The organism is Nocardia sp. NPDC058114 (genome assembly GCF_042884695.1).
Taxonomy (GTDB): domain Bacteria; phylum Actinomycetota; class Actinomycetes; order Mycobacteriales; family Mycobacteriaceae; genus Nocardia.
Genome location: NZ_JBHVTK010000011.1, coordinates 192201 through 212788 on the forward strand (window position 1 = coordinate 192201; position 20588 = coordinate 212788).

Here is a 20588-nt window from a genome sequence, read left to right on the forward strand (position 1 = left end):
GTACGTCCTGGCGCCGATCGGCGATACACGCCACGCTACGGACGGGCGAGTGCCTCCACCGGTTCGGGACGCGACTGCTCGGGTGGCAACACGGTAGACCGCGGACCGCCGACGCGATACCCGGCGCCGCGATGCTCGGGCGGGAGCCGATCACCGGCACCGAACAGGGCATTGCGCAAGGTGCCCGGCTCGTAGTCGGTCCGGTAGACGCCGCGCTCGGTCAAGACCGGAACAACGTGGCGCACAATGTCTTCGAATGTCCCCGGCGTGATCGCGTAGGCGAGGTTGAATCCGTCCAGGTCGGTGTCGGCGACCCACTCCTGCAACAGGTCGGCGACTGTTTTGCCGGAGCCGGTGAACACCGGGCCCATGCCGCCGATGCCCGCCCAGCGGCCGATATCGCGCACCGTCCATTCGCGGCCGTCGTCGTCGAATTCCTGGAACGCCGCGACCGCGGACTGGATGGCGTTGCTCTGCACCTCGCCGATCGGGTCGTCGAGGTCGTACTGCGACAGGTCGATTCCCATCCAGCCGGACATGAACACCAGTCCGCCTTCGATGCTCGCGTAGGACAGGTACTCCTCGCGCTTTGCCTGTGCGGCGGTGTCGGTCTCGTCGGTGATGATGGTGGCCAGCGCGTAGATCCTGGCCGCGTACCGGTCACGGCCTGCGGCCTCGAGCGCGTCCCTGACACGCGAAACTGTCTGCGCCAGGATTCTTTTCGAGGGTCCGGCGATGAAGATCGCCTCGGCGTTCTCGGCCGCGAACCGCACACCGCGCGGGGAGGCGCCCGCCTGATAGATCACCGGCGTCCGCTGCGGTGACGGTTCGGAGACGTGGATTCCCGGCACGGTGTAGTGCTTGCCGTGGTGGCCGATGTGGTGCACCTTCGACGGATCGGTGTAGATGCCGCGTTCGGCATCGCGCACCACCGCGTCGTCCTCCCACGAACCCTCCCAGAGCTTGTAGAGCACCTCGAGGTATTCGTCGGCCTGGTTGTACCGTTCGTCGTGGTCGAGTTGATCCTCGGCGCCGAAATTCCTTGCCGCGGAGGGCAGATAGCCGGTCACCACGTTCCAGCCGAGCCGCCCGTTCGTGAGGTGGTCGAGGGTGGACAGGCGGCGCGCGAACGGAAACGGGTGTTCGAAGCCGGTGCCGGTCGTGATCCCGAAACCGAGGTGCTCGGTCACCGCCGCCATCGCCGACACCAGCAGCAGCGGATCGGCGACCGGCGTCTGCGCGCCCTGGCGCAGCGCGGCGATGTCGTTGCCGCCGTACACGTCGTAGGTGCCGAGGACGTCGGCGATGAAGATCCCGTCGAACCGTCCGCGTTCGAGCAGTGTCGCCAGCTCGGTCCAGTAGCCGATATCGGTGTAGCGGTGCGACTGGTCCTCGGGATGACGCCACAGCCCCGGGGATTGGTGGGCGACGCAGTTCATGTCGAAGGCGTTGAACCGGATCGGCCTGCTCATCGCGATGCCGCCACGGTGCTCGCATCCTCGGGCTCCGGACTCGCGGAAGCTGTTGTGCCGGTGTTCCGCTCGCCCGCGCTCCAGCCGAACGGCAGGTCGGTGCCGTTGAGCAGGTAGTCGCCGACCGCGCGAGCTTTGAAGAGGGCGGGATTGTGCACCGAGATGGTGCGGGCGTTGCGCCAATGGCGATCCAGGCGCAGCTGTTCGGACACGATCGAGGCTCCGCCGAGCTCGAACAATTGGGTCGTGGCGCCGAGCACGATGTCGATCACCCCGAGTTGTGCTTGCGCGGCGGCCAATTCGGCGGCCACGAGATCCTTCTCGTCCGTCGCCCCGGCGTCGAGCACCCGGTCGAGCACATCGGCCACCGCGAGCACCGCCGCACGCGCGGTGAACGCCGCCGCCGACAGCTTGCCGATCACCTGCTGGACGAGGGGGTCCTCGCGCGGCAGATCGGCGGCGGCATGGGTGTAGGTGCGGGTGCGTGCGCTCACCCATTCCCTGGCGTCGCGTTCGGCGCGGGCGGCGATCCCCGCGAGCACCGCCAGCTGCACCAGTTGCAGGTAGGCGGTGCCGTAGGTGGGCCCCGCGACACCGTAGCCGGGTCCGAGGACGCGGTCCTCGGCCACCACGACATCGGTGAACTCGGTGGTGCCGCTCGCAGTGAGCCGCTGCCCGAAACCGTCCCAGTCATCGTGTTGCACAACACCTTCGGCGTCGGCGTCGACCAGCACGCCGAGCCGCTCGCCGTCACTGTCGGCCGCGACGAGGATGTGATCGGCGAACAGCGATCCGGTGCTGTAGTACTTCACGCCGTTGAGCAGCACTCGGTCACCGTCGCGGGTCAGCCGGGTGCGATACCGGTCGACCGCGCCGACCCCCGGTTCGGTGATCGCATTGCCGACCAGGGTCCCCGCCGCGACCGCCCGCAACCATCGCTCCCGCGCCGGCGCCGCCTGCGCCAGGAGCTGATCCTCGACGAACGACCAGTGCACCCGCAGTGCCTGCGGCAGATTCGACTCGGCCGCCGCCAGGTCGATGAGCAACCGGAACAGCTGTCGCACACTCACGCCGTACCCGCCGAACTCGACCGGCACCCGCAACGCCCCGAACTTGGCCTCCTTCAACCAGCCCACCTCGTCGAACGGCAGCCGCCGATCGACCTCCCGTTCCACCGCGCCCGCGGCGATCCGGTCGAAGATCGGGGCGAAGATGGCGTCCAGCTCGGAATCGGTGGTCGATGGCGCGGCGGTGGAAGTCATGCTTCCACGATCGCGCAGGGAGATGCCGGATTCACGGGTTGCGCGCAGCGCGATCACAACGGAGTGGACTCCGATCTATCATTGGCGACGAAGTGTCTGCGCGGAGGAAGTGAGTGGCGAGCATGTCGGTACCTGACGACGACCCGAGCGCGATCTTTCGCCGGTACCTGAGTTCGGTGGTGCTGCACGCCCAGGCAGGTGCGAAGGCTGTCGATCTGCACGCGACCGACCTGTACGCGCTGAACATCCTCGCGCTGAGCGGCGCGATGACGCCGGGTGAGCTCGGTACTCGCACCGGCCTCACCACCGGTCCGACCACTCGTCTGGTCGACCGCCTCGAACAGGCGGGGTACGTGCGTCGCGGCGCCGACCCCGGCGACCGGCGCAAGGTCATCGTCGAGCCGATCGACCAGCCCGCCGAGCTCGACAAGGTGCTCGCCCCGGCGCGGCGCCGGATCGGCGAGATCATCGCGAGTTACACCCCCGAGCAGCGCGAAGTGCTCTTCGACTACTTCGCTCGGGCGGCAGTGGCCTACCAGGAGTCCGTCGCCGACCTTCGCGACTGAGGCTCACGGCTCGTTCATCGCCCTCGGCACCGCGCCTACCAGCGTGCCCACCGCTGATCGGCGGTGGGCACGCGGTCAGTGTCCGCGGGCGATCCAGTCCGCGAGCGCGGGCCGCTCCGTGCCGATGGTGGTGGTGTCGCCGTGACCGGTGTGGACCGTGGTCTCCTCGGGGAGCGTGAGCAATCGGTCTCGGATCGAGTCGATGATCGTGTCGAAGTCGGAGAACGAGCGGCCGGTGGCGCCCGGGCCTCCCGCGAACAGGGTGTCACCGGTGAACAGGGCCGCGAGGTCGGGCAGGTGCAGCGAGACCGAGCCGGGGGAGTGGCCGGGGGTGTGCAGGATGTCGATATCGGTGCCCGCCACCGTGATCCGGGTGGTATCCGCCAGCGAGTGGTAGTCGGCCCTCGGGTGGGTCATGCGCCAGAGGGGCTCGTCGCCGGGATGCAGCAGGACGGGGGCATCGAGGCGCTGCGCGAGTTCTGGCGCGACGGTGACGTGGTCGTTGTGGCCGTGTGTGCACAGGATCGCGGTGACGTGCCGGTCGCCGACCGCGGCGGCGATGGCATCGGCGTCGTGGGCGGCGTCGATGACGAGCACCTCGGTGTCGTCACCGACGAGCCACACATTGTTGTCGACATCCCAGGTGCCGCCGTCGAGCGCGAAAGTGCCCGAGGTGACGACTCTTTCGATGCGAGTCACCACACCACCACCGAACGCAGCACCCGGCCCTGCGCCATCGCGGCGAACGCCTGCTCGACCCCGTCGATGCCGATCCGCTCGGTGACGAACCGGTCCAGCGGCAGTCGGCCCTGCCGGTAGAGGTCGATGAGCATCGGGAAGTCGCGCTCGGGCAGGCAGTCGCCGTACCAGGAGGATTTCAGCGCACCGCCGTGCGAGAAGAAGTCGATCAGCGGCATCTCCAATGTCATGTCGGGTGTCGGGACGCCGACGAGAACGACCGTGCCCGCCAGGTCGCGCCCGTAGAACGCCTGCTGCCAGGTCTCCGGGCGGCCGACCGCGTCGATCACCACATCGGCACCGAAACCGCCGGTGAGTTCCTTGATCCGCTCGACCACGTCCTCGCTGGTCGCGTCGATGGTGTGGGTGGCGCCGAAGTCCTTGGCCCAGTCCAGTTTTTGCTGATCACGATCGATCGCGATGATCGTGCCCGCACCGGCGAGGCGCGCACCGGCGATGGCGGCGTCACCGACGCCGCCGCAGCCGATCACCGCGACGCTGTCCCCGCGTGAGACGTTGCCGGTGTTCACGGCGGCGCCGATCCCGGCCATCACGCCACAGCCGAGCAGGCCGGCGACGGCGGGATCGGTCTCGGAATCGACCTTGGTGCACTGCTTTTCGTGCACGAGGGTCTTGTCGGCGAAAGCGCCGACGCCTAGGGCCGGGGTGAGCGGGGTGCCGTCGGTGAGCGTCATCGGGACGCTGGCGTTGTGGGTGTCGAAGCAGTACCAGGGGCGCCCGCGCCGACACGCTCGGCATTCGCCACACACCGCGCGCCAGTTGAGGACGACGAAATCGCCCGCGGCCACATGGGTCACCGCCGCGCCGACGGACTCGACCACACCGGCGGCTTCGTGCCCGAGCAGGAACGGGAACTCGTCGTTGATCCCGCCGTCGCGATAGTGCAGGTCGGTGTGGCACACCCCGCAGGCCTGGACGCGGACGACGACATCGTGCGGTCCCGGGTCGGGAATCACGATGTCGACGGTTTCGACCGGCGCATCCTTCGCGCGGGCGATGACTCCGCGGACGGTGTCTGGCATGCGGACCTCCTCATGGTTGGCGTGGGTCTACGTCAACGCTAGCGGGGCCGCCCGCCCGGTCAATGCGGGATGGGTGGGATCTCACCTGTCGGACTGCCGAGTTCTTCTCGCACATGGTGTTCGACGAGCAACGGAACATAGTTGCGGATGTGCACCTTCCCGAACGCGTCGTAGACGTTGTGCACGATGTCGGCGAGCTCAGCGGGTGCGATGGTCGGGTACCGGATGATCAACCGCTCGATGACCTCGTCGAGTTGGCGGTTCTCGTGAGTAGTCATATTCCGGGGGTACCCGGCGACACCGTCGATCAACGGGTCGGTGCCTACTTTTCGTCGAAACCAGAGCTGCCCCAGTTCCTCGGATCGCGTCCTGGCGGCTGCGCATAGACGGTGTCGATGGTGGCGATCGGCGCTGCGTCCTGGACGCGGGGGGACGGGGTGGGCACGGTGGAGCATGACCTGACCAGAGGAGATACCTATGAATCCGGCTCGCCCGGCAGTTCGTGGCCCCCGCGCGGCCGTGCTCGCGCTCGCGGTGCTCGCGGTGGGCGTCGGCGCCTGCTCCGCCGACCCGGGCACGCCGGAATCCGCCGTCGCCTCGGCGACGCCCGAGACGTCGGCCACGACTTCCGCTGCCACACCGCAGACCAGGCAGCTCGACCACGCCCTGGACGCCGACCTCTACGACGCGGCCCTCGCCGACGATGCCGCCCGGGTCCGCGACCTGATCGCCCGCGGCGCCGATATGGAGACGCGTGGCGACAACGGGCGCACACCACTGGTCGCCGCCACCAAGAACACGGCGACCGCGGCCGCATCGGCCTTGATCGAGGCGGGCGCCGACGTGAACGCGGCGGACGACCTCCAGGACTCCGCCTACCTGTACGCCGGAGCCGAGGGCCTCGACGAGATCCTCGCGGCGACCCTGCGCCACGGCGCGGACCTGCGCAGTGTGAACCGTTACGGCGGTACGGCACTCATCCCGGCGAGCGAGCACGCGCATGTGAGCACCGTGCGGATGCTGATCGCCGCGGGCGTCGACGTCAACCATGTGAACAAGCCGCGGTGGACGGCACTGCAGGAGGCGGTCGTCTACGGCGACGGCTCGCAGCGCTACCAGGAAACCGTCACCGCGCTGCTCGCCGCGGGCGCCGACCCGCAGATCCGCGATGCCGAAGGCCGCACCGCGCTACAGAACGCCGAACGCCTCCACCAGGACGCGATCGTCGCACTGCTGCGCTGAGCGGGCGCGCCGACGCGCTCACCGCGTCTGTTCGCGGACCGATTCGGCGAAAGCTGTCGCGGCGGCGCTGCGGTGCCCCTCGGCCGCGGACAGCAACGTGACGGTTCGCCGGGACATGCTGGGCCGCAGTGGAATCCGGGCGAGTGGGGGATGGGTGTCGGTGACCGACTCGGGCAGGATCGTCATCAGGTCCGAGGTGGATACCACCTCCAGCAGCGCCTGAATCGAATTGACCTCCACCGCGATTCGTGGCGAAACGCCGTGGTCGTGGAGGTAGCTGTCGATGTGGTGGCGGGTCGCGAACGTCGAATTGAGCAGAGCGAGATCGCGGCCGCCCAGATCGTCGGGTGTCACGGAGTCTGGTAGCGCGGGGCGCGCGGCGATGCCGGCTACGGCGGCCAGGGTCTCCTCGTACAGCGCTTCGGCCGTGATGCCGGGCAGGCGCGGTGGAGCGAACGCGATGCCGAGGTCGAGGCGGTCGTCGAGCAGCTCGGACTCCATGGCGTCCTGGGACAACTCGCCGAACTCGACGGTGACCCCCGGATACCGGGCCCGGAACGCCGCGATCAGCGGGCCGACCAGATAGGGCGTGAAGGTGGGAGTGGTGGCGAAGCGGAGCAGGCCGCGACTGAGATCGGTGACGTCGTGCACGGCCCGCTGCGCCGCGGCGACCTCGTCGACAGCTCGGCGGGCATGCGCGAGATAGGCCGCCCCCGCGTCGGTGAGCCGCACGCTGCGCCCGGTCCGGTCGAGCAACACCGCCCCGACGGCGCGCTCGAGCTGCTTGATCTGGTGCGACAGCGTCGGCTGCGACAGGTGTAGCTGCTCCGCGGCCCGGGTGAAGTTCCCGTGCTCGGCGACAGCGGCCAGATAGCGCAGGTGCCGCAGTTCCGGCGTCACCGTCGGTCGCCGTCCGGTCCGATCCGCGCCAGCACCGCGTTGACCACCAGGCACGCGCTGTCCACCACATCGGCCATCGGCTGGCGGTAGGCGTCGAGCACCCACTTCTGGGCGATGATCACGATGGCGCCGACCAGGCCGAACAGCACCGTGCGCACGCTGACGGCAGGGTGGGTTTCCAGGTCGACATGCGGGGTGATCAGGGCCATGCAGATATCGACCAGCGCGTCGAGAACGTCGTGATAGGCCCGGTCGACCGCGGGGCTCACGCCGAGGATCTCGAAGAAGGCGATCCGGGGAACCCGGGGGTCGTCGAGGATGAGCTGGAAGTACGCGGTCAGGCCGACGCGCACCTGAGCGTCGACGGCCTCGGCCTCGCGCAGGCCGGTATGGATCGCCTCGATCATCCGGGCGGCCGTCTCGCGGTACACCTCGAGCAGCAGATCCTCACTGTCGGTGAAGGACTCGTAGAAGTAGCGTTTGCCGACCCCGGCCGCCGCGCAGATCGTGGTGACTGTGGTGTTGCGGTAGCCGTCGATGCCGAAGGCGTCCGTGGCCGCCTCGAGTAACCGGGTGCGGCGGTCCTGCTGACGTTGCCCAGGGGCGGCCCCGCGGTACCGGCGGCCGTCATCGAGTTCGGACGCTGTCACAACGCCAATTCTGTCAGGTGACCGCGGTGGGACGCGCGCGGGCGCTGATCGTGGATTGCCCAGAACATGTTCTTGCGATCGGACGTGACCCACGCTACGTTACTTCCCGGTACGGGAACGTCGGAGTTCCCGATGGTGGAGGGCTGAACCGAAGCATGATCACACATCGTGGGCGGCTGGCTGCGCTGGTCGCATCCGTCGTCGTAATGGCAGGCGCCGTCGCATCCGCACCGGTCGGACAAGCATCGCCGAATGCCGAGGGTCTCGACGCGCAGTTCGTCGCCACCCATAACGGGCCGCAGCAGTACCCCAACGTCTTCATCGAGTGGGATGTGCCGATCACCATGAGTGACGGCACCGTATTGAAAGCGAACGTCTATCACCCGGCCGGTGCGGACGGTCAGCCCGTCGCCGAGCCGACGCCCACGATCGTCAATATGACGCCCTACACCAAGCTGGTCACCAACGTCGCCGACTCGGCGCTCGCGGTTCCCGGCCTGTCGGACCTGCTGATGCCGGTGCTGCAGAACCTGGACTTCTCGCCGTTCGGTTTCAGCAGCCTCAGCGACATGATGAACGCGCTGCCCGGCGGCGCGGCCCGCACCTTCGGCGTCGACCGGAATCTGATCCGCGGCGGGTACACCCAGGTGGTCGTCGACGTGCGCGGCACCGGCTTCTCCCAGGGCACCTGGCAGGTCTTCGGAGAACGCGAGCAACTCGACGGTGTGGAAATCGTCGACTGGGCCGCGAAACAGGGCTGGTCCGACGGCAAGATCGGGATGAGCGGCATCTCCTACTCGGCGATCAACCAGCTGCAGACCGCGCAGCGGCACCCCGAGGCGCTCAAGGCGATCTTCCCGATCGTGCCCGGTAGCGACCTGATCCGCGACGTCGCCGCCCCCGGTGGCGCGCTCGGGATCGGGTTCATCCCGGCCTGGCTGCTCGCCGTCGACGGCGCGAAGCTGCTGCCCGACCTGATGTCGATGCTGAACGGCAAATTCGACTGGGTCTGGCTGCGCGACCGGGTGACCGACCCGTTCACCTTCTTCAACGTGCTCATCGCCGCGCTGACCACTCCGAACGTGGAGCAGATCCCGCCGGAGATGGCGTCGATCCTCGACGACGAGAGCGCGCTGCGGACCGCCTGGGTGGGTTCGCCCGATCAGGTGCGGGTGCCGACCTTCCTCTACGGCGGCTGGCACGACATCTTCACCTACTCCACCCCGCGCATCTACAACGCGGTGAACGTGCCCGCCGAGCAGAAGAAGCTCGTCATGGACGACGTCTACCACGTGACGGTGACCTCGGGACTCGGCCAGCCGGGTGCGCCCGCGCCGGCGGATTCGTTGCAGCGCGCGTGGTTCGACAAGTGGCTCAAGGGAATCGACAACGGTATCGACCGCTACGACCCGGTCACGTTGTGGCAGCAGGGCAGTGGGCAGTGGACCGCCGATGTCGCCTTCCCGCGGCCGGGCATGCAGCACCGGCGGATGTATCTCGACGCCGCCGCCTCCGGCACCGCGCCGGGCGCCCGCCACGACGGCAGCCTGCGCACTGCTCCCGGTGCCGCGCAACGTGTTTCGGTGGATCCGAGCCTGACCACCATCTGCTCGCGTGATGCCGCGCAGGGCACGGCCGGCCTGGTCCCGCTGCCCGATATCTGTGCCAAGGATGCCCGGATCAGCGAGGGCGCCGCGCTCACCTTCACCACGGCTCCGGTGGCCGCGCCGACGCGGATCTCCGGTCCGATCGCCGCTCATCTGAACACCGTGCTCGACGCCACCGACGGCTACTGGACGGTGACGGTGAACGATGTCGCGCCCGACGGCACGTCGACGGTCTGGTCCCAGGGGCAGCTGATGGCATCCCTGCGCACGATCGACGAGGGCAAGGCGACCCGCTCGCCGAACGGCGACTACACCGACCCGTATCCGTACCTCACCCTGGATACCCGTCAGCCGATCGTGCCCGGCGAGCCGACGACGATCGAGATCGGCATCCGCGCCACCGACGGTGTCCTGCTGCCGGGTCACCGCCTGCGTGTCGACGTCTTCGCCGGCAACTTCCCCAGCGGAATCCCGCTGCGGCCGTTGCTGAACGAAAGCGGCCTGCGCACCCAGCACCTCGAGCTCGACCCGTCCCGCCCGAGCTGGATCAACGTCCCCCTGGACACCGATCCCGGCTGGTGAGCACTGGTTCACCCCGCCTGCGATCTCGCGCCGATCATCGATCGCGCGACATCGGGGGCGGGGTTCGCCGTCTTGTCGAGACCGGGTTCGGCCTGATCCTGTCCCCATCGGCTCGCTGATCAGCCCGCGGTCGCGTGCACATCGGGTACGCGAGTCGCGTCCGCGCCCGCGGCCGCCGCGAGGTGGGCGAAGGTGACCGCGTCGCGGACCGCCGCACCACCGTGATCGTTGTTGAAATAGACGTAGCTGTCGGCGTCGGGAGACCAGGTGCCGAGCAGCCGATGCGCCCAGCCGCGCAATGCCTGCTTGCCGTAGGACGGCCGGGGAGCGGCGCGGCCCGCGTGCAGGCGTAGATAGGCCCAGTCGGTGGTGCGCCACAGCGGCGTGATCGGGTGCGAATCACGGTCCGCCCAGGTCAATGCCGCGCCACGGGATCGCAGGACGTCACCGATCTCGTCTGTCCACCACGAATCGTGGCGCGGTTCCACCGCCACCCGCACCGTGTCGGGGAAGCAGCGCAGACAGTTGTCGAGCAGATCGGGGTCCGCGCGCAGGGTCGGCGGCAGCTGGAGCAGGATCGGTCCGAGCCGATCACCCAGTCCCTCGGTCCGGTCGAGCAGGCGCTGCACAGGTTCGGCGGGGTCGCGCAATCGCTTGATATGGGTCAGGTAGCGACTCGCCTTCACCGCCATCACGAAGCCCGCGGGCGTGCGCTCCCGCCAACCGGCGAAGTTCTCCCTGCTCGGCAATCGATAGAACGCGTTGTTCGACTCCACCGTCGCGAACGCCCGCGCATAGTGCTCGAGCCACTGCCGGACGGGCAGCCCCGACGGGTACAGCACACCCCGCCAGTCGCGGTACTGCCAGCCGGAAGTGCCGACGTACATGGGCATTTCGGCCTCCCTCCGCAGCGCTGTCAGATCTCCGAGCGGAGCAGGGGCGCGAGTTCGCTGCTGTAGAAGTCGAGGAACGCGTCCATGTCGGGTCCCGCGTTCATCAGCACCACACGGTCGAAACCCGCGTCGGCGGCCTTGCGCACCGCCTCGACGTAGCGCTTCGGATCATTGCCGCAGACAAAGGATTCGAGCATGTCATCCACTCGCACGGTGCTCGACGCGGCGGCGAAGTTCGCCGGATTGGGCAGCTCGCTCATCACCTTCCAGCCACCGGTCGACCACCGGTTGGTCGACAGTGCCGCTTCGGCGCCCGCGCGATCGTCCTCGGCGAAGGCGACCCCCACTTCGACGTAGCGCGGACCGGATCCGCCCTTGTCGTGAAAGGTCTGCACGAGTTCGGGATCGGGTTCGGTGGCGAACAGTCCGTCGCCGAGTTCGGCGGCGATCGCCGCGGCGCTCGGCCCGCCCGCGGCCACCGCGATCACCGGCGGTGTCTGCGGCAGATCGAACACCCGCGCGTCCGACAGCTCCAGGAACTCGCCGTAATAGTTGCGATAGCCGCCGCGCCACAGCAATCGGATGATCTTGAGCGCCTCGCGCAACATCCGCTGACGGATCAGCACCGGCGGGAACTCGTGGCCGATGACGTGCTCGTTGAGTCGCTCGCCCGAACCGATGCCCAGGGTGAACCGCCCATCCGAGACCAGGGCGGTGGTGGCGGCGGCCTGGGCGATGACGGCGGGGTGATAGCGGATGATCGGACAGGTCACGCCGGTGGCGAGCCCGATGTCGGTGGTTTTCGCGGCGATCGTGCCCAGGACCGTCCAGGCGAAGGGCGAGTGGCCCTGCTCGTCGAGCCACGGGTGGAAGTGGTCGCTCATCTCGACGAAATCGAAACCGGCCGATTCGGCCCGCACTGCCTGTCGAACAAGCTCTTTCGGGCCGAAAGCCTCGGCCGCCAGTTTGAATCCGAGCTGCATGGCGAACCTTTCGCTGGGGGTCAGCTACGGCCGAGGGCGTTGGCCAGTTCCTGCTTGTTCATCTTGGAACGGCCGTCGATATTGCGGCGGCGGGCCTCGTCGTAGAGCTGATCGCGGGTCTTGCCGCCGCCCTGCGCCTGCTGGCCGCTGCGCTGCGAGGAACCGCGCGATCGCGACGATTTGCTCGAGCCCTTGGTCTCGCCGTGCTGGGCGCGCGTCTTGTTGACCGTTCGCGCGGCGATCTCCTCGGCCCTGCTCTCGCTGCGGCCGCGCTCGCGCTCGGACTTCTTGATGTCTTCGTACTGCCGTTCGCGCTTGTCACTCCAGGCTTGCTGAGGCATCACGTGCTCCGTTCCGGTCGGTGGACGGCTCTGGTTGCCGCCTACCCGGGGATCGGCCGGGGAAACAACCGCCCGGCGAGGATGACCGGAACCGTGATCGAGGACTGGCACACTGGCGTGGTGAGCGCCTCGGGCAGCGTGCGGGCGGCCGCCGCCTCGGCGTGGCGGTGGATTCGCAGCGCTCCCGGCACCTATGTGTGGCTGGCGGCGCTGGGTGTGACCACCGCGATCCAGCTGCGGCTCACGCCGGAGGAAGCCAGAGTCTGGCTCGGGCACCGCTCGACCAATCTCGATCGTCTCGGCGACGACCCGATCCGGGTGCTGGTCGGCAGCGCGTTCTGGACCGACGGCGGCGGGTGGCTGGTCTACGCGGTGCTGTTCAGCCTCGTGCACGCCAACGCCGAACGGTGGCTCGGGACGCTGCGCTGGCTGGTGGTGGTCGTCCTCGCCCATGTCGGCGCCACGTATCTCAGCCAGGGCGTGCTGCTCTGGGCGATTCGCCACGACAGAGCCCCGGAGCGTGCGGCGTTCGCGCTCGATGTGGGAGTCAGCTACGGGCTGGCCGGAGTCGCCGCCGTCCTCGCCTACCGTGTGTTGCTGCCGTGGCGGGTGCTGTACGTGCTCGGTGTGCTGGCGGTTTGTGTGCCACCGGTATTCCTGGACCGCACGTTCACCGATGTGGGCCACGCGGGTGCGGCGTTGATCGGCTTCGCGTGCTATCCGCTGACGCGAGGGCGGGCCCGCGACTGGGATCCGAGCCCGCGCCTGCGCGAATCGTGTCTTCGGATCAGACGAAGAATTCGACGATCATCCTGGCCCACCACTGGAAGTAATCGATGATCATGATCGCTCACCGCCTTCCCTTCGCCCTTATCAGTTACCGATCAGCTGTTGCGAATAGAGGGGCATAATTCTGATAAAAATGCTGGTGAACAAGTTTTCATCCGCATGTATCGAGGTTGCCCAGCAGGTTTGAGCAATAGCTCGGCAATCCGATTGGCCGGTGCTGCGGTTAGGGTGGCCCGGTGATCTTGCTGGCGATAGGTGTGGTTCTGCTCGGGGTGTTCGCGCTGTGTTTCCGTCAGGAGCGGCGCCGGTTCGGCAACGCGGTGTTGCTGCTGCTCGGAGTCCTGTGCGTCGGCGCCGCGCTGATCGGTTCGGGCGCCGAAGGATCAGGGCCCGAAATGCTGGTCTTCTTCGCCCTGGCGCTGTCGCCACTGCTCGTGCTGGTCCTGGCCGGACTGCTGATGCTCAACGGTGTGGTGATGCTGCGCCGCGAGGGCGTGCGTCCGGCGAACCTGCTCTCCTTCGGTCTCGGCGTCGCGCTGCTGGTTCCGTACGCGCTGCTGGTGATGGCGGTGATCGCCGAGTGGGTGGTGCTCGGGGTGTTGCTGCTCGCGGTGGTGCTCGTCGCCGCCTACCTCGGCTTCGTGCTGGTCGCGTTCCTGCTCTATTCGGTCGTCTACGGCGGGGTGACCCGCACCGACGACGCCGTCGCGATCGTGGTGCACGGCTCCGGCCTGCTCGGAGACCGGGTCCCGCCGTTGCTGGCGAGCAGGCTCGACCGCGCGCTGCAGATCTGGCGTACCGACCGCGCGCACGGCCCCGCGCCGCTGTTGGTGACCAGCGGCGGCAAGGGCTCCGACGAGAAGGTTGCCGAGAGCACGGCGATGGCCGCCTACCTCGTCGAACACGGCGTGCGCGACGACGAGATCCTGCGGGAGGATCGCTCGACGACGACCCGCGAGAACCTGCTGTTCAGTCGGGAACTGCTCGCCAGGCAGGGGATAAACAGCCGCATTCTGCTGGTCACGAGCAATTTCCATGTGCTGCGGACCGCGTTGCTCGCCCGTTCGGTCGGGATCGACGCCCAGGCCGTCGGCGCGCCGACCGCGCGCTACTACCTGCCCAGCGCTGTCCTGCGCGAATACGCCGGGATTCTGGCCGAACACAAGGCGATCAACGCCGTGATGTGCGGGTTGCTGGTGGCGGCGCCGGTCGCGCTGGCGATCTTCGGTGCGGCCAACTGACACATTTAGGTGTTACGTACAGTTATGGATAGTTGTATCATCGGAACTACCGAGCAGGACGCAACGTCGCGACCTGGGGCACGGAGGTCCGTGCGCGGTTGATCGAGGAGTACCGATGAAGCTATTTCCTTGGGGAAGAGAAAGCCCGGAGATCGATCCGGGCGTGGTGGCATTGCACGCGCGCAATGTCAGCTTCGACTGGTCGGGTGTCGACCTCCAGTGGATGTCGGCGGAACCGATCGCCGGTCACCTGATCAGCGCGCTGAACATGCTGCTGCCCGAGGGCGAGCGCATGTTCATCGAGACCTACCGCGAGGCTTTGCCCTACGTCAAGGACGAGAAGCTGCGCGAGGACATGCTCGGCTTCATCGGGCAGGAGGCCATGCACGCGCAGACCCACGGGAAGGTGCTCGACGACGTCTTCACCGCCCACGGCGTCGACGCGAGTCCCTATCTGGCGCAGATGGAATACCTGTTCCGCATCTCGCTCGGCCCGCGCGGCGGCGACGATCGCGCCGGCCGCCAGATGCTGGTCGAGCGGCTCGCCTTCATCGCCTGTCTCGAGCATTTCTTCGCCTGGCTCGGGGACTGGGTGCTCAACGCCGACCTCGAGAAGTTCGGTGCCGACCCGCGGATGGCCGACCTGTTCCGCTGGCACGGTGCCGAAGAGGTCGAACACCGCAATGTCGCCCACGACGTCGCCGAGTACTTCGGGGTCGGCTACGTCCGGCGCTGCGCGTCGATGACGCTGGTGTTCCCGATCTTCCTCATCGTGCTGGTGCGCGGTGCGCGGTTCCTCGTCCAGCAGGATCCGCAACTGCCGGATCGGGGCTACGCACGGCTGCTCGCCGGTGTGTTCGGCGCGATGTGGCGTGGTGCGCTGCCCGGCGTGCCGTCGCTGCTGGCCAGTGCGCTGTCGACCTTCCAGCCCGGCTACAACCCGCAGTCGGTCGGCTCGACGGCGCAGGCGATCGCGTATCTGGCGGCCTCGCCCGGCGCCCGCGCGGCAGCGTCGTGACCACGCGCGACATCCCCGCCGATCTCTACGGCAAGTACCGCCACGATCCGGCGATGAAGGTCATCGACGCCATCGCGGCCACCCGGTTGCGCTGGAGCGCGCTGGTCAACCGCGGTGATCTGCGCCCACGCGTCGACGATCGCCGCCTGGCCGTGGTGGTGACCGAACGCCGGATCGAAGCGCACGACCAGGACGTGGTGAGTCTTCGCCTCGAAGCACCCGACGGGCGCGTGCTACCGCGCTGGCGGCCAGGGGCGCACCTGGACCTGGAACTTCCGTCGGGTCGGCTGCGCCAGTATTCGCTGTGTGGCGATCCCGCCGACGAGCGCGCGTACCGCATCGCCGTGCGCCGCATCCCCGGTGGCGGCGGCGGCTCGATCGAGGTGCACGACGCCTTGCCCGTCGGCTCCGGGTTGGTGGTGCGCGGCCCGCGCAATGCCTTCCCGTTCGCCGTGCCGGGCCACGGATCACCTTCGCAGCGCCTGCATTTCGTGGCCGGCGGGATCGGCATCACCCCGATCCTGCCGATGGCCAGGCTCGCGCACCGGCTCGGCGTGCCGTGGACACTGGTCTACAGCGGACGCAGCCGCGACACCATCCCGTTCCTGGACGAGATCGAAGGCTTCGGCGCGAACGTCGTGGTGCGCACCGATGACGAGCACGGTCTACCTGCCGCGGTGGACCTGCTGCCCGACGTCGGGCCGGGCACCGCGGTCTATGCGTGTGGCCCAACCCCGATGACCTCGGCGATCGTCGCCGCGGTGCGCGAGATGGCCGACGTGGAACTGCATTTCGAGCGGTTCTCGCCGCCGCCGATCGTCGACGGCACCCCGTTCGAGATCGAATTCGCGTCCAGTGGTGCGGTGGTGACGGTCGATGCCGACCGCACCGTGCTGGACACGATCCTCGATTCCCGTCCCGACCAGCCCTACTCGTGCAGGCAAGGCTTCTGTGGCACCTGCGTGGTGCGGGTTCGCTCGGGCGAACCCGACCATCGCGAGACCACGCTGTCCGCTGCCGACCACGCCGAGGGTGCCATGCTGGCCTGCGTATCCCGTTCTCGCGGTGAGCGATTGGTGCTCGACCTGTGATTTCTCCGCTGGACAAGGAGTCCGAAAGATCATGACGAACGACAGCCCGCAGCCCGCGAACCAGCGCACCGTCCGCAGCGGTGATTTCGACATCGCCGTGTTCGAATACGGCGACCCGGCCGCCGACACCGTCGTGCTCGTGCACGGCTGGCCCGACACCCACCATCTGTGGGACAGGGTGATTCCGCTGCTCACCGAGCGCTTCCACGTGGTCGCCTACGACACCCGTGGCCACGGCGAGTCCACTCGCACCCAGCGCACCGATGATTTCCGCCTCGACGAACTCGCACGCGATTTCTACGCCGTGATCGACGTGGTGAGCCCCGATCGTCCCGTGCACGTGCTCGCCCACGACTGGGGTTCGGTGCAGGTGTGGGAGGCGGTGTGCGAACCGCGGGCCACCGAGCGCGTCGCCTCGTTCACCTCGGTCTCGGGCCCCAACCTCGACCACCTGGCCACCTGGGTGCGTGACCGCCTCTCCCGGCCCACCCTGCGCAATGTGTGGCAGCCGATCACCCAGCTGGCCTCCTCGGCCTACACGTTCTTCTTCATGACGCCCGGTCTGCCGCGCGCCACATTCAACGCCATCGGCACCGAAAAGCTGTGGCAGCGTGCGGTGTCGATCATGAACGACACCCCCGCCGCCAATGTGAAGCTCGGCCCCACCTTCCGCCGCGACATGGTCGACGGGCTGCTCATCTATCGCGCGAACATCGTGGCGCGCATGCTCTCCCCGCGTGAGCGTCGCACCGAGGTGCCGGTGCAGTTGATCGTGGCAGGACGCGATGTCGCCGTGCGGCCCGCGGGCTACGACGACTCGGGCAAGTGGACCGACCGGCTGTGGCGTCGCGACGTCCCCGCCGGGCACTGGATGCCGTTCTCGCATCCGGAACTCCTCGCGACCGCGACCACCGAGCTCATCGACGCACTCGACGGCGCCGGCGTCTCGCGCGGCCTCGCCAGGGCCGAAGTAGGCGCTGCGCGAAGGGAATTCGAACACAAGCTGGTGGTCGTCACCGGTGCGGGCAGCGGCATCGGCCGCGAGACCGCGCTGGCTTTCGCGCGCCTCGGCGCCGAAGTGGTGGTCTCCGATGTCAACGAGCTCGCCGCCAAGGCCACCGCGGAGCTCGTCGCATCGGAAGGTGGGGTGGCGCACTCCTATCCACTCGATGTGTCGAACGAGGACGCGGTGCGCGCGCACGCCGACACGGTGATCGCCGCGCACGGCGTGCCCGATGTGCTGGTGAACAACGCCGGTGTCGGCCAGGCGGGCGGATTCCTCGATACTCCGTCGGAGGAGTTCGACCGCGTACTGCGGATCAACCTCGGCGGCGTCGTCAACGGCTGCCGGGCCTTCGGCGCGGCGATGGCCGATCGCGGGCTCGGCGGGCACATCGTGAACCTGTCCAGCATGGCCGCCTACAGTCCGCAGCGCGACATGGCGGCCTACGCCACCAGCAAGTCGGCGGTCTTCATGTTCTCCGATTGCCTGCGTGCCGAACTGGCCGACCGTGGCATTTCGGTGTCGACCGTGTGTCCGGGCATCGTGCACACGAATATCGTTGCCACCACCCGTATCTCGGGCGTCTCCGCCGCCGAGGAGGCCGCCGCGCAGCAGAAGTTCGACAAGCTGTACGAGCGACGCGGCTACACCCCGGACCGGGTGGCCGCGCAGATCGTGAAGGCCGTGCGGACCGGGCGCGACATCGTGCCGGTGACGCCGGAGTCGTGGGTGCAGTACCGGATCAACCGGATCGCACCCGGCGCGGTGCGGTTCGCGGCGCGCCGGATGAAGCTGGTCTAGATCGGGGCTACGCCCGGCGCAGTTGCTCCTCGACGGCGGCAACGTGCCGGGCGTCCACGCCCCACGCGTTCTCGACGCCGACCGTGCGGTCCAGGTCCCACAGCACGCACTCTTCCTCGGGTCGCGCGACCAGCGACCAGGCGACCACGGTGCGGCCCAGCTGTTCGACCATGGTGCCGTGATTCTGCGTACTCTCCCCGGCGCCCTCGGGGAAATGATGCAGGAAACGCCCGTAAGCCTGCTCGCAGAACGTCGCGTAGAGCTGGGTGCAGAGGATGAAACCGTGCCACGCCTCGTCGACCGCGTGCGAGGGCATACCGATCACCTGGTCGTCGCGAAGGGCGGCACCGCAGCACCGTAACCATTGGCGCAGACCGGTTTCCACGAGTTCGCGAGGCTGCCAGGGCGAGGTTTTGAAGATCGCTTCGGGGAAGACCAGGGCGGCGACGGTGCGGTCGACGGTGGGAAGGTCGACTTGCCGTCTGCCGGTCCGGGAGAAAGAGAACGCCACAATTCACTGTAAGGCCACTGACGGTGGGGGTGCTGTGGCCGGGTTCTGGCGTTAGCCTGCGAACATGGTGTTGACGCTCGTAATCGTGCTCGGTTTCGTCGCGGTGTGTCTCGGCGCGGTGGTGACGACCGTCGTGTGGCTGATCCAGAAGTCGAGTCAGCCGCAGAACGCGCGCCCGCTGGATCGGCGATGGGTGGCCGGGTCGGCCGGGATCACCGGGTATGTCGACGGGACCTCGGGGCAGCCGTGGGATCCGGGCAGCCCGTCCGGGTGTGGCGGTGGCTCGAACAGCGGTTGCGGCGGGGGGAGCGGCTGCGGCGGCGGGAGCAGCAGTAGCTGTAGCGGTGGAAGCGGCAGCAGTTGTTCCGGTGGGAGTAGCAGCAGTTGTGGAGGTGGCAGCAGTAGCAGCTGTGGCGGCGGGTCCTGATCGTGTGACCTACGTCCCAGTGCGCTTGACCTGAACTCGACTTCAGGTTTCATCCTTGACTCGTTCGGTCAACACCACGAAGGAGTCGCGATGCGCGCAGTGCAGGTCAAAGAATTCGGTGGGCCCGAGGTCCTGAACCTGGTGGAAGTTCCCACACCGCAACCGGATTCGGTCGAAGTGGTCGTCGACGTCGAGGTCGCCGACGTGATGTTCCTCGATACCCGGCTGCGCAGCGGGTGGGGTCAGGACTACTTCCCGCTGAGCCTGCCCTACGTCCCCGGTGGCGCGATCGGCGGCGTGGTGAGCGCGGTCGGCGCCGAGGTCGACCCCCGCTGGCTCGGCAAGCGCGTTGTCACCCAGACCGCCGCCAGCGGCATCGGTGGCGGCCTGCCCACCGGCGGTTACGCCGAGAAGTCCCTCGCCAAGGCCGCCACACTGACCGAGATCCCCGCCGGGCTCACCACCGAGCAGGCCGTAGGCCTGGCCCACGACGGTCGCACCGCGCTCGCTGTCTTCGACAGGGCTGCCGTGCAACCGAATTCGTGGGTGTTGATCACCGCCGCCGCGGGCGGCCTCGGCACGCTGCTCATCCAGCTGTCGATCGCGGCGGGCGCGCGGGTTGTCGCCGCGGCGGGCGGACCGGAAAAGCTCGCGCTCGCAACGCGATTGGGTGCCACCGCGGTCGTCGACTACTCCGTCGACGGCTGGGCGGACCGAGCACGGGAGATCACCGGCGGGGGAGCGGCGGTCGTGTTCGACGGTGCGGGTGGCGATATCGGTGGCGCGGCCCTGACCGCCGCCGCCGACACCGGACTCTTTCTCGGATATGGCTCCGCCGCCGGTGATTTCGCGACAGGCGACACCGATGCCGCTGGTGCGCGCGGTGTCACGGTGCTCGGTCTGTTCGATATCGTCGGCAAGGACGTGGACTGGGTCGGCATCACTGCCCGCGCTCAGGAAGCGGTCGCCGAGGGTGTGCTGGAAGTCGTGATCGGGCAAACCTTCCCGATCGATCAGGTGCGGCAGGCTCACTCCGCGATCGAGAGCCGCTCCGCCCTCGGTCGTACCTTGTTGACGGTCGGCGCGTCATTGTAACTTATTGTGCGCTGCAACGGAATACACGTTAAGTTATGTTCCGTGCAGGGACTGATAATCATCGCAGTGATAGCTGCGGTTCTGTTGTTGGTAGTTGGAGTCATCAAGTTGGCCAGCAACCCAGGGGGCAACATCGAACGTCGCGAACGCGATGTACGAGCGCGGGGAGGCCAGCGAGCTGAACGCTCGTAAACCCTACCCCCGGGTGCAGCACCACCACGGCGATCGGTCGCCGCGTCTTTCTCGGAAGCCGCGACTCCGGTCGCCGTTCTCGTACCCGCCGGTCCGACACGACCGCCGCGTCGAGTGGTCAACCCCGCACTTCGCCGGGTA

General features: G+C 68.2%; 20 protein-coding genes. 9 read left to right on the forward strand and 11 right to left on the reverse strand.

Features of this window, described 5'->3' with window-relative positions:
- Positions 1 to 35: 35 nt before the first annotated feature.
- Together ACFVVI_RS30730 and ACFVVI_RS30735 are read right to left on the reverse strand one after the other, a co-directional pair.
- The gene (locus ACFVVI_RS30730; RefSeq protein ID WP_387447876.1) at positions 36 to 1472 is read right to left on the reverse strand and encodes an LLM class flavin-dependent oxidoreductase; all 1437 of its coding nucleotides are present in this window, start codon (positions 1470 to 1472) and stop codon (positions 36 to 38) included.
- Complete coding sequence (locus ACFVVI_RS30735; protein WP_387447878.1) at positions 1469 to 2734, reverse strand: acyl-CoA dehydrogenase family protein; 1266 nt, start codon at positions 2732 to 2734, stop codon at positions 1469 to 1471. The genes ACFVVI_RS30730 and ACFVVI_RS30735 overlap by 4 nt, the downstream gene beginning before the upstream one ends.
- Before the next feature lie 122 nt (positions 2735 to 2856).
- Here ACFVVI_RS30735 and ACFVVI_RS30740 point away from each other — a divergent pair, with 122 nt between their 5' ends.
- The gene (locus ACFVVI_RS30740; RefSeq protein WP_387447880.1) at positions 2857 to 3300 is read left to right on the forward strand and encodes a MarR family winged helix-turn-helix transcriptional regulator; all 444 of its coding nucleotides are present in this window, start codon (positions 2857 to 2859) and stop codon (positions 3298 to 3300) included.
- 75 nt (positions 3301 to 3375) lie between these two features.
- Here ACFVVI_RS30740 and ACFVVI_RS30745 read toward each other — a convergent pair whose 3' ends face one another.
- The 3 genes from ACFVVI_RS30745 to ACFVVI_RS30755 are packed head-to-tail and all read right to left on the reverse strand — an operon-like array spanning position 3376 to position 5359.
- Positions 3376 to 4002, reverse strand: a complete 627-nt coding sequence (locus tag ACFVVI_RS30745; RefSeq protein ID WP_378993980.1) for an MBL fold metallo-hydrolase — start codon at positions 4000 to 4002, stop codon at positions 3376 to 3378.
- Positions 3996 to 5081, reverse strand: coding sequence for an S-(hydroxymethyl)mycothiol dehydrogenase (locus ACFVVI_RS30750; protein ID WP_387447883.1), 1086 nt, complete (start codon positions 5079 to 5081; stop codon positions 3996 to 3998). Before ACFVVI_RS30750 ends, ACFVVI_RS30745 begins: the two co-directional genes overlap by 7 nt.
- A gap of 59 nt (positions 5082 to 5140) precedes the next feature.
- The gene (locus tag ACFVVI_RS30755) at positions 5141 to 5359 is read right to left on the reverse strand and encodes a three-helix bundle dimerization domain-containing protein (protein WP_358067951.1); all 219 of its coding nucleotides are present in this window, start codon (positions 5357 to 5359) and stop codon (positions 5141 to 5143) included.
- A 199-nt stretch (positions 5360 to 5558) separates the two neighbouring features.
- Here ACFVVI_RS30755 and ACFVVI_RS30760 point away from each other — a divergent pair, with 199 nt between their 5' ends.
- The gene (locus tag ACFVVI_RS30760; RefSeq protein ID WP_378993984.1) at positions 5559 to 6323 is read left to right on the forward strand and encodes an ankyrin repeat domain-containing protein; all 765 of its coding nucleotides are present in this window, start codon (positions 5559 to 5561) and stop codon (positions 6321 to 6323) included.
- Positions 6324 to 6341: 18 nt separating this feature from the next.
- Here the strand turns inward: ACFVVI_RS30760 and cynR are convergent, their stop codons facing one another.
- Both cynR and ACFVVI_RS30770 read right to left on the reverse strand, forming a co-directional pair.
- Positions 6342 to 7223, reverse strand: a complete 882-nt coding sequence (cynR, locus tag ACFVVI_RS30765) for a transcriptional regulator CynR (RefSeq protein ID WP_387447885.1) — start codon at positions 7221 to 7223, stop codon at positions 6342 to 6344.
- Entirely contained in the window at positions 7220 to 7873 is a 654-nt protein-coding gene (locus ACFVVI_RS30770; protein WP_378993988.1) for a TetR/AcrR family transcriptional regulator, read from the reverse strand. Before ACFVVI_RS30770 ends, cynR begins: the two co-directional genes overlap by 4 nt.
- 155 nt (positions 7874 to 8028) lie before the next feature.
- Between ACFVVI_RS30770 and ACFVVI_RS30775 the strand changes: the two genes are divergently transcribed.
- Positions 8029 to 10062, forward strand: coding sequence for a CocE/NonD family hydrolase (locus tag ACFVVI_RS30775; RefSeq protein ID WP_387447887.1), 2034 nt, complete (start codon positions 8029 to 8031; stop codon positions 10060 to 10062).
- Between the two features lie 119 nt (positions 10063 to 10181).
- Here ACFVVI_RS30775 and ACFVVI_RS30780 read toward each other — a convergent pair whose 3' ends face one another.
- Genes ACFVVI_RS30780 through ACFVVI_RS30790 form a run of 3 tightly spaced genes read right to left on the reverse strand, consistent with a single transcriptional unit; the run spans position 10182 to position 12279 of the window.
- Positions 10182 to 10955, reverse strand: coding sequence for a DUF72 domain-containing protein (locus ACFVVI_RS30780; RefSeq protein ID WP_387447889.1), 774 nt, complete (start codon positions 10953 to 10955; stop codon positions 10182 to 10184).
- A gap of 23 nt (positions 10956 to 10978) precedes the next feature.
- Complete coding sequence (locus ACFVVI_RS30785) at positions 10979 to 11938, reverse strand: TIGR03557 family F420-dependent LLM class oxidoreductase (protein WP_387447891.1); 960 nt, start codon at positions 11936 to 11938, stop codon at positions 10979 to 10981.
- A 20-nt stretch (positions 11939 to 11958) separates the two neighbouring features.
- Complete coding sequence (locus tag ACFVVI_RS30790) at positions 11959 to 12279, reverse strand: plasmid stabilization protein (RefSeq protein WP_387447893.1); 321 nt, start codon at positions 12277 to 12279, stop codon at positions 11959 to 11961.
- An 81-nt stretch (positions 12280 to 12360) separates the two neighbouring features.
- Here ACFVVI_RS30790 and ACFVVI_RS30795 point away from each other — a divergent pair, with 81 nt between their 5' ends.
- The 5 genes from ACFVVI_RS30795 (at position 12361) to ACFVVI_RS30815 (ending at position 18222) form a co-directional block, all read left to right on the forward strand.
- Complete coding sequence (locus ACFVVI_RS30795) at positions 12361 to 13119, forward strand: rhomboid-like protein (RefSeq protein ID WP_387447895.1); 759 nt, start codon at positions 12361 to 12363, stop codon at positions 13117 to 13119.
- Between the two features lie 185 nt (positions 13120 to 13304).
- Positions 13305 to 14309: a YdcF family protein gene (locus ACFVVI_RS30800; RefSeq protein WP_387447897.1), complete on the forward strand. Its 1005-nt coding sequence runs from the start codon at positions 13305 to 13307 to the stop codon at positions 14307 to 14309.
- Between the two features lie 115 nt (positions 14310 to 14424).
- Positions 14425 to 15327, forward strand: coding sequence for a metal-dependent hydrolase (locus ACFVVI_RS30805; protein WP_387447899.1), 903 nt, complete (start codon positions 14425 to 14427; stop codon positions 15325 to 15327).
- The gene (locus tag ACFVVI_RS30810) at positions 15324 to 16418 is read left to right on the forward strand and encodes a PDR/VanB family oxidoreductase (protein WP_378994004.1); all 1095 of its coding nucleotides are present in this window, start codon (positions 15324 to 15326) and stop codon (positions 16416 to 16418) included. Before ACFVVI_RS30805 ends, ACFVVI_RS30810 begins: the two co-directional genes overlap by 4 nt.
- 31 nt (positions 16419 to 16449) lie before the next feature.
- Positions 16450 to 18222, forward strand: a complete 1773-nt coding sequence (locus tag ACFVVI_RS30815) for an SDR family oxidoreductase (RefSeq protein WP_387447903.1) — start codon at positions 16450 to 16452, stop codon at positions 18220 to 18222.
- Positions 18223 to 18229: 7 nt separating this feature from the next.
- Here ACFVVI_RS30815 and ACFVVI_RS30820 read toward each other — a convergent pair whose 3' ends face one another.
- Entirely contained in the window at positions 18230 to 18733 is a 504-nt protein-coding gene (locus ACFVVI_RS30820) for a hypothetical protein (protein ID WP_379315058.1), read from the reverse strand.
- 517 nt (positions 18734 to 19250) lie between these two features.
- Here ACFVVI_RS30820 and ACFVVI_RS30825 point away from each other — a divergent pair.
- Positions 19251 to 20255, forward strand: coding sequence for a zinc-binding dehydrogenase (locus ACFVVI_RS30825; protein ID WP_387447905.1), 1005 nt, complete (start codon positions 19251 to 19253; stop codon positions 20253 to 20255).
- The last annotated feature ends 333 nt before the right edge of the window (positions 20256 to 20588 follow it).

What these genes read in the sequence shown, in the direction of transcription:
- ACFVVI_RS30755 (WP_358067951.1), bottom strand. Translation starts at nt 5,359, where the DNA reads ATGACTACTCACGAGAACCGCCAACTCGACGAGGTCATCGAGCGGTTG.
- ACFVVI_RS30750 (WP_387447883.1), bottom strand. Translation starts at nt 5,081, where the DNA reads ATGCCAGACACCGTCCGCGGAGTCATCGCCCGCGCGAAGGATGCGCCG.
- ACFVVI_RS30795 (WP_387447895.1), top strand. Translation starts at nt 12,361, where the DNA reads ATGACCGGAACCGTGATCGAGGACTGGCACACTGGCGTGGTGAGCGCC.
- ACFVVI_RS30790 (WP_387447893.1), bottom strand. Translation starts at nt 12,279, where the DNA reads ATGCCTCAGCAAGCCTGGAGTGACAAGCGCGAACGGCAGTACGAAGAC.
- ACFVVI_RS30775 (WP_387447887.1), top strand. Translation starts at nt 8,029, where the DNA reads ATGATCACACATCGTGGGCGGCTGGCTGCGCTGGTCGCATCCGTCGTC.
- ACFVVI_RS30760 (WP_378993984.1), top strand. Translation starts at nt 5,559, where the DNA reads ATGAATCCGGCTCGCCCGGCAGTTCGTGGCCCCCGCGCGGCCGTGCTC.
- ACFVVI_RS30730 (WP_387447876.1), bottom strand. Translation starts at nt 1,472, where the DNA reads ATGAGCAGGCCGATCCGGTTCAACGCCTTCGACATGAACTGCGTCGCC.
- ACFVVI_RS30740 (WP_387447880.1), top strand. Translation starts at nt 2,857, where the DNA reads ATGTCGGTACCTGACGACGACCCGAGCGCGATCTTTCGCCGGTACCTG.
- ACFVVI_RS30825 (WP_387447905.1), top strand. Translation starts at nt 19,251, where the DNA reads ATGCGCGCAGTGCAGGTCAAAGAATTCGGTGGGCCCGAGGTCCTGAAC.
- ACFVVI_RS30780 (WP_387447889.1), bottom strand. Translation starts at nt 10,955, where the DNA reads ATGCCCATGTACGTCGGCACTTCCGGCTGGCAGTACCGCGACTGGCGG.
- ACFVVI_RS30815 (WP_387447903.1), top strand. Translation starts at nt 16,450, where the DNA reads ATGACGAACGACAGCCCGCAGCCCGCGAACCAGCGCACCGTCCGCAGC.
- ACFVVI_RS30735 (WP_387447878.1), bottom strand. Translation starts at nt 2,734, where the DNA reads ATGACTTCCACCGCCGCGCCATCGACCACCGATTCCGAGCTGGACGCC.
- ACFVVI_RS30785 (WP_387447891.1), bottom strand. Translation starts at nt 11,938, where the DNA reads ATGCAGCTCGGATTCAAACTGGCGGCCGAGGCTTTCGGCCCGAAAGAG.
- ACFVVI_RS30805 (WP_387447899.1), top strand. Translation starts at nt 14,425, where the DNA reads ATGAAGCTATTTCCTTGGGGAAGAGAAAGCCCGGAGATCGATCCGGGC.